We start from the raw sequence: 7,869 nt of genomic DNA on the forward strand, positions 1-7,869 counted from the left end.
CAGATATCAACAACATTTCTGATATGGGGTTTCAAATGGTAATTCCTTTCAAGCGCTCAGCCATCATCGCGCTGGCAGCCACCATCGGCCTGCTCAGCAGCGGCGCACAGGCCGAAGGCAAGATCAGCATCGCCCAGCAGTTCGGCATCGGTTACCTGATTCTGGACGTGGTGCGTGATCAAAAACTGATCGAAAAACACGGTAAAGAACAGGGCATCGACATCAAGGTCGACTGGAACAGCATCTCTGGCGCCACCGCCATGAACGAAGCATTGTTGGCCGGCGCGCTGGACGTGGTATCCGCAGGCGTGCCGCCGATGCTGACCATCTGGGACCGCACCAAAGGCAAACAGAACGTCAAAGCCATTGCGTCGCTGGGCTCGATGCCCAACTACTTGCTGACCAACAACCCGAACGTGAAAACCCTCAAGGACTTCACCGATAAAGACCGCATCGCCGTGCCAGCCGCAGGCGTGGGCTTCCAGTCGCGGACCTTGCAGATCGAAACCGCCAAAGAGTTCGGTAACGACAACTTCAAGAAATTCGACAACATCTCGGTAAGCCTGCCGCACCCGGACGCCACGTCGGCGCTGATTTCGGGCGGTTCGGAAATCACTTCGCACTTCTCCAGCCCGCCGTTCCAGTACCAGGCGCTGGAAAACAAGAACGTGCATAAAGTGCTGAGTTCGTACGACGTGCTGGGCGGTCAGGCGACGTTTAACGTGCTGTACACCACCGAAAAATTCCACGACGAAAACCCGAAAACCTACAAGGCGTTCTACGACGCCCTGGCTGAAGCCGAGAAAATCATCAAGGCCGACAAGCCTGCCGCTGCCCAGACCTACATCCGCGTAGAGCAATCCAAGCTGGCGCTGCCGTTTGTAGAGAAGATCGTTTCCGATCCGGAAATCGACTTCACCATCACCCCGCAGCGCACCTTTATTTATGCTGAAAAACTGCAAGAGCTGGGCGTGCTGAAGAACAAGGCGGCGAGCTGGAAGGATTACTTCTTCGAAGAAGCGCATGGTGGTGCGGGTAGCTGATACCAGTCTGGAATATCCATCCACTGGCTGGCGTTGACCCTTGTGGGAGCTGGGCTTGCCCGCGATAAGGCTGAATGCGATCTAAAGTGAATCGCCTCCAGTCTTATCGCGGGCAAGCCCAGCTCCCACAAATCGCTATCCTTCCGACCCTGATCTGTAACTTCACCTCACGAAAAACACCCCTTTGAAGGCCCTTTCCTGCGGCCGTTTCCCTTTCTTCTGTGTGAAGTTTCCTAGAAAATCCTGAGCCCTTGCGCGTGCCAATTCCGGACACTAGGCTGCGCCCGTCACTGACTCATCAGTGATCGGGTTTAGCAGCCTGTTTTGTGAATTGACAGCGCAAATACCGCGTTATGGCGGCTTTGCGTGGGGCATCTTCGGGTGCGCCGGTCTTGTTGATTCCACCGGTCTGCTAACCCGCGACCGCCTATGAAACCGGCGATACCCTCAACGGCTCCAAACGCGACCTTGCCTTCTCGGTCGTCCACCTGATCGCCATGGCCAAAGCCGAACTCGACCGCTCACTGGAACGCGTCGAACCCCGCTGAGCCCAGCTCTGACAGGAACCACTGATGACGTGGGACCGGCTTTAGCCGGGAAGAGGCCAGTACATTCAGTACATCTTTATCGTCAGGAAGACCGCTTTCCCGGCTAAAGCCGGTCCCACGTCGTTCATCAACCTGCAGGCCGACATAGAATTTCCCACAGGTCCAGCGCCAGCCGACGCCCTGACTCCGATCGTGTTGCCCTGTTCTGCACAACCAATCACACACCTCAAGGAACCCTGATCTACGCTTAGAGTCGCATAGTCACAGCGCCACCCACTGTTTACAGCGAGGCACGCGCACGGCATCCGCATAAGGAGTCTGCATGCCCGTTTCCCCCTCTAAATTGGCGTTGTCCGGTCTGGCGTTGGCGTTGGCCATTCTCGCCGGCTGTAGCAAAGAAGAAGCCCCTCCGGCCAATCTGCCACGCGTTTATGTGCAAGAAGTCGCCACCACCGATTACGCCGCTCAAGTAGCCCTGACCGGTGATGTTCAGGCGCGGGTGCAGACGCAGCTTTCATTCCGCGTGGGCGGCAAGATCATTCAGCGCATGGTGGATGTGGGCGATCGGGTCACGGCCAGGCAAGTGCTGGCGAAGCTTGACCCCAAAGACTTACAGACCAACGTCGACTCCGCCGCGGCTGCTGTCGCTGCCGAGCAGGCGCGGGTGACGCAGACCCGTGCGGCGTTCGTGCGACAGGAAAAACTGCTGCCCAAGGGTTACACCAGCCGCAGCGAGTACGATTCGGCGCAAGCCGCGTTGCGCAGCAGCCAGAGCGCGCTCAATGCGGCGCAGGCGCAGTTGGCCAATGCCCGTGAACAACTGAGTTACACCGCATTGATCGCCGACGCGCCGGGCGTGATTACTGAACGTCAGGCGGAGGTCGGGCAAGTGGTGCAAGCCACCGTGCCGATTTTCGGCCTGGCCCGTGACGGCGAGCGTGACGCGGTATTCAACGTCTATGAGTCACTGTTCGCCCAGGCATCCGGTGATGAGCCGGTGGTGGTGACGCTGCTGGATAACCCGCAAATCAAAACGGTCGGCAAAGTCCGTGAAGTGACACCCGCCGTGTCAGCCGAGACCGGCACCGTACAAGTCAAAATCGCCCTCGAAAAATTACCCGCCGGCATGGACCTCGGTTCAGTGGTCAGCGGGTCGCTGAACGCGCCGGGCAAAGCCAGCATCGAACTGCCGTGGGCCGCGTTGACCAAAGGTTTAGGTGATCAATTGGGCAAGCCAGCCGTGTGGGTGGTGGACGATCAAGGCAAAGCCAATTTGCGCGCAGTGACGGTTGGCCGTTACCTGACCGCCAAAGTCATCATCACTGATGGCCTTAAGGCGGGTGAAAAAGTGGTCGTGGCCGGTGGGCAGTTGTTGCACCCGGACATGCAGGTGGAAATAGCCGCCAGCGAGAAACAGAAAACCGCCAAGGTGCAGCCATGAAGCGTTTGTCGTGGTTGCTGTTGCTGCCATTCTTGAGCGCGTGCAGCAAGGAAGAGCCTGCGCCGGAACCGGTACGCCCCGTGCTGCATGTCGAAGCCAACGCGATTTCCGAGGAAAGCCTCGGACGTTTTGCAGGCAACATTGAAGCGCGCTTTGAAAGCACTCTGGGCTTTCGTGTCGGCGGACGGATCGCGCAGCGTAGCGTGGATGTCGGCAGTGAAGTCGCCAAAGGCGCACTGCTCGCCACGCTGGACCCTACCGATCAACAGAACAACGTGCGTGCTCGCCAAGGTGATCTTGCCCGCATTCAGGCGCAGTGGATCAACGCGCAAGCCAATGCCCGCCGTCAGCAGGAGTTGTTCGACCGTGGCGTGGGCGCTCAAGCGCAACTGGACATCGCCCAGACCGATCTGAAAACCACCAACTCGTCACTGGAGCAGGCCCGTGCAGCACTGAGCCAGGCTCAGGATCAACTGGGTTACAGCGAATTACGAGCCGATCACGCAGCGGTTGTTACTCGCTGGCAGGTAGAGGCCGGGCAAGTGGTCACGGCCGGGCAGGAGGTCGTAACGCTGGCCCGCCCGGACGTCAAAGAAGCGGTGATCGATTTGCCTGGAGCCTTGGCTGACCAGTTGCCCGAAGGCGTTGAGTTCAAGGTCGCCAGCCAGCTTGATCCGCAGATCAACACCACCGCGACGCTGCGCGAAATCGAGCCTCAAGCCGAGCGCACCACGCGCACCCGCCGTGCGCGCCTGACCCTGGCAGAGACGCCGGAAGCCTTCCGCCTCGGCACTGCCATCAGCGTCAGCCTCAGCTCGGCCATCGCATCGCGCACTGAGCTACCGATCAATGCTTTGCAGGAGGTCGATGGCAAGGCACAGGTGTGGATCATCGACCGGCAAAACCAGACGGTAAATCCCCGGACGGTGAACGTCATTAGTCGTAGCAGTGACAGTTTTGTATTGAGCAACGGGATCAAACCCGGCGAGTGGGTGGTGAGCGCCGGGGTCAACAGCCTCAAGCCGGGCCAAAAAGTTAAAGTCGATGAGGAAAGCCCGCGATGAAAGGGAGTTTTAACCTGTCCGAGTGGGCCATCAAACACCAGTCCTTTGTCTGGTACCTGATGTTCGTCGCGCTGCTAATGGGCGTGTTTTCCTACATGAATCTTGGGCGTGAAGAGGATCCTTCCTTCACCATCAAAACCATGGTCGTACAAACCCGCTGGCCGGGCGCGACGGTGGACGAAACCCTTGAGCAAGTCACCGACCGCATCGAGAAGAAGCTCGAAGAGCTGGACTCGCTGGACTACGTGAAGAGTTACACGCGTCCGGGTGAGTCGACGATCATGATTTTCCTGCACGACACCACTTCTGCCGGTGACATTCCGGAGATCTGGTATCAGGTGCGCAAGAAGATCGATGACATTCGCGCGCAATTCCCTCAAGGCACCCAAGGACCGTTTTACAACGACGAATTCGGTGATGTTTACGGGTCGATTTACGCGTTCACGGCGGATGGTTTTTCCATGCGCCAGTTGCGCGATTACGTCGAGCAGGTCCGCACGGAAATCCGCGAGGTACCGGGGCTGGGCAAGGTCGAAATGATCGGCCAGCAGGACGAAGTGCTGTACCTGAATTTCTCCACCCGCAAGCTGGCGGCGCTAGGCCTGGATCAGAGCCAGGTGGTGCAAAGCCTGCAATCACAAAACGCGGTTACGCCAGCGGGTGTGATCGAGGCCGGGCCGGAGCGGATTTCGGTGCGGACCTCGGGGCAGTTTGCGTCAGAGAAGGATCTGGCAGAGGTCAATCTGCGCCTCAATGACCGTTTCTACCGTTTGAGCGACATCGCTGACATCACCCGTGGCTATGCCGATCCGCCCAAACCTCTGTTCCGCTTCAACGGCAAGCCAGCCATCGGCCTGGCCATCGCGATGAAGAAAGGCGGCAATATTCAGGAGTTCGGTAAAGCGCTGCATGGGCGTATGGATGCCGCAACGGCCAATCTGCCGGTAGGCGTCGGTGTGCATAACGTGTCCGATCAGGCCGAAGTGGTGGAAAAGGCCGTCGGCGGCTTCACCAGCGCGCTGTTTGAGGCGGTGGTGATCGTGCTGATCGTCAGCTTTGTCAGCCTCGGGATACGCGCCGGGTTGGTGGTCGCCTGTTCGATCCCGCTGGTGCTGGCCATGGTCTTCGTGTTCATGGAATACAGCGGCATCACCATGCAGCGGATTTCCCTCGGCGCGTTGATCATCGCCCTCGGCTTGCTGGTGGACGACGCGATGATCACGGTGGAGATGATGGTCACGCGCCTGGAAATGGGCGAGACCAAGGAGCAGGCCGCGACTTACGCCTATACCTCGACCGCCTTTCCGATGCTGACCGGTACGCTGGTGACTGTCGCCGGGTTTGTGCCCATCGGCCTTAATGCCAGCTCGGCGGGGGAATACACCTTCACGCTGTTTGCGGTGATTGCCGTGGCGATGCTGGTGTCGTGGGTCGTGGCGGTGTTGTTCGCGCCTGTGATTGGCGTGCACATCCTGAGCGCCAACATCAAAAAGAAGGACGAAAAAGAGAAGGAAGGGCGGATTGCCCGAGGCTTCAACAACAGCATGTTCTGGGCGATGCGACATCGCTGGATCACGATTGTTTTTACCATCCTGCTGTTTGTGGGGGCAGTGTTCTCCATGCAGTTCGTGCAAAACCAGTTCTTTCCGTCCTCGGACCGGCCGGAAGTTCTCGTCGACCTGAACCTGCCGCAGAACGCTTCGATCAATGAAACCCGCAAGGTGGTGGACCGCTTTGAAGCCACGCTCAAGGACGATCCGGACATTGAGCGCTGGAGCACTTACATCGGCCAGGGCGCCTTACGCTTCTATCTGCCGCTGGACCAGCAACTGGAAAATCCGTACTACGCGCAATTGGTCATCGTCAGCAAAAGCCTGGAGCAGCGCGCTGATTTGACCGACCGCCTGAACAAGCGTCTGCGCGAAGAGTTTGTCGGCATCGGCAGCTTCGTTCAGCCGCTGGAAATGGGGCCGCCGGTGGGGCGTCCGCTGCAGTATCGAATCAGCGGCGAAAACATCGACAAGGTCCGCCAGCACGCCATCGAACTGGCCACATTGCTGGACGCCAATCCTCATGTTGGCGAGATGATTTACGACTGGAACGAGCCAGGCAAAGTCCTGCGCATCGACATAAATCAGGACAAGGCGCGGCAGTTGGGCTTGTCGTCCGAGGACGTCGCCAAACTGATGAACAGCATCGTCAGCGGCTCGCCGGTCACGCAGGTTCGCGACGACATTTACCTGATTGATGTGGTCGGCCGTGCTGAAGATGCAGAGCGTGGCTCGCCGGAAACCCTGCAGAATCTGCAGATTGTGACGCCGGGCGGTACGTCAATTCCGTTGCTGGCGTTTGCGACGGTGCGATACGAACTGGAGCAGCCGCTGGTCTGGCGTCGTGACCGTAAGCCGACCATCACGGTTAAGGCGGCGGTAGCGGATGACATGCAGCCGACGGATCTGGTCAAGCAGCTCAAGCCTGAGATCGACAAGTTTGCTGCTGGTTTACCGACGGGTTACAAGGTCGCGACTGGTGGCACCGTCGAAGAAAGTGGCAAGGCCCAAGGCCCGATTGCCAGCGTTGTGCCGCTGATGATCTTCCTGATGGCGACGTTCCTGATGATCCAGCTGCACAGCGTGCAGAAAATGTTCCTGGTCGCCAGCGTTGCGCCATTGGGCTTGATTGGCGTGGTGTTGGCGCTGATCCCGACCGGTACGCCCATGGGCTTCGTGGCGATTCTCGGGATACTGGCGCTGATCGGCATCATCATCCGTAACTCGGTGATTCTGGTTACGCAGATTGATGCTTATGAGCGCGATGGATACCTGCCGTGGGACGCCGTGGCCGAAGCGACCCAGCATCGTCGCCGTCCGATCCTGCTCACCGCTGCGGCAGCCAGCCTGGGCATGATCCCCATCGCCCGCGAAGTCTTCTGGGGCCCGATGGCTTACGCGATGATCGGCGGCATCATCATCGCCACCCTGCTGACGCTGCTGTTCCTGCCCGCGCTGTATGTGGCGTGGTACCGGATTAAAGAGCCGAGTGATGAGCAGCGGGAGCAGGCTGAAAAGGGTGGTGAGCCAGCTGTAAATCATTGACTCAATCGTCGGAATGCCGCCCTGACCAAGCCCGGCTCCCACAGCAAACGCAAGCGCTGTGGGAGCCAAGCTTGCTCGCGATGGCTGCGCCTCGATTCGAGGAGCAGACACATCCAGCCTATTAATCCAGCGCTGTAGATCACCTGCCTGACCTACCTTTTGAGTTCCACTAGAGCTCAAAGGCAATGGAATGCGATCACCTCATCAATCTCGACAGTTACGCATTGGCCGCCACAGTGAAAAAGGCCGGATTTATCTCATAACTGCTAACACCAAAGACCGCCAGCCGATCTTCGGCGATTGGCGAGTAGGTCGTCTTGTGGCGAAGCAGTTTGGGTTGGCTGAGCGTGACGGGTTGGCTCAGTCACTTGCTTGGGTAGTGATGCCTGATCATTTTCACTGGCTGCTGGAGCTAAAGAGTGGTTCGTTGAGCCGAGTGGCTGCGCGGACAAAGTCTCGCGCTTGCGTGGCGGTGAATGATCTTCAAGGCCGGACCGGAAGTATCTGGCAGCGCGGCTTCCATGACCATGCGATTCGGCAAGAAGAGGATTTAAAGGGCTTGGCTCGGTATCTGATCCTTAATCCTGTGAGAGCAGGACTGACCGAGCGAGTGGGGGATTACCCGCTTTGGGATGCTGCTTGGACTTAACCCATTCCGTAGATCGAGTCGAGGCCATC

5 protein-coding genes and 1 pseudogene are annotated in these 7,869 nt (G+C 58.6%); all 6 read left to right on the plus strand.

The features are described from left to right. Positions 1-35 precede the first annotated feature (35 nt). The 6 genes and pseudogenes from AUC60_RS26190 to AUC60_RS26215 all read left to right on the plus strand — a co-directional run bounded on the left by AUC60_RS26190 (position 36) and on the right by AUC60_RS26215 (position 7,840). The gene (locus tag AUC60_RS26190) at positions 36-1,043 is read left to right on the plus strand and encodes an ABC transporter substrate-binding protein (protein WP_087274330.1); all 1,008 of its coding nucleotides are present in this window, start codon (positions 36-38) and stop codon (positions 1,041-1,043) included. Between the two features lie 419 nt (positions 1,044-1,462). Next, a pseudogene (locus AUC60_RS28245) lies at positions 1,463-1,591 on the plus strand (DUF6124 family protein); the annotation flags it as partial. A gap of 322 nt (positions 1,592-1,913) precedes the next feature. Continuing rightward, complete coding sequence (locus tag AUC60_RS26200) at positions 1,914-3,032, plus strand: efflux RND transporter periplasmic adaptor subunit (protein ID WP_087274317.1); 1,119 nt, start codon at positions 1,914-1,916, stop codon at positions 3,030-3,032. Beyond that, entirely contained in the window at positions 3,029-4,096 is a 1,068-nt protein-coding gene (locus AUC60_RS26205; protein WP_087274319.1) for an efflux RND transporter periplasmic adaptor subunit, read from the plus strand. The genes AUC60_RS26200 and AUC60_RS26205 overlap by 4 nt, the downstream gene beginning before the upstream one ends. After that, positions 4,093-7,191, plus strand: a complete 3,099-nt coding sequence (locus AUC60_RS26210; protein ID WP_087274320.1) for an efflux RND transporter permease subunit — start codon at positions 4,093-4,095, stop codon at positions 7,189-7,191. Before AUC60_RS26205 ends, AUC60_RS26210 begins: the two co-directional genes overlap by 4 nt. A gap of 190 nt (positions 7,192-7,381) precedes the next feature. Beyond that, positions 7,382-7,840 (plus strand): REP-associated tyrosine transposase, encoded by a 459-nt coding sequence (locus tag AUC60_RS26215; RefSeq protein ID WP_087274322.1) that lies wholly within the window; start codon positions 7,382-7,384, stop codon positions 7,838-7,840. The last annotated feature ends 29 nt before the right edge of the window (positions 7,841-7,869 follow it).

Source organism: Pseudomonas caspiana, assembly GCF_002158995.1.
Lineage (GTDB): Bacteria > Pseudomonadota > Gammaproteobacteria > Pseudomonadales > Pseudomonadaceae > Aquipseudomonas > Aquipseudomonas caspiana.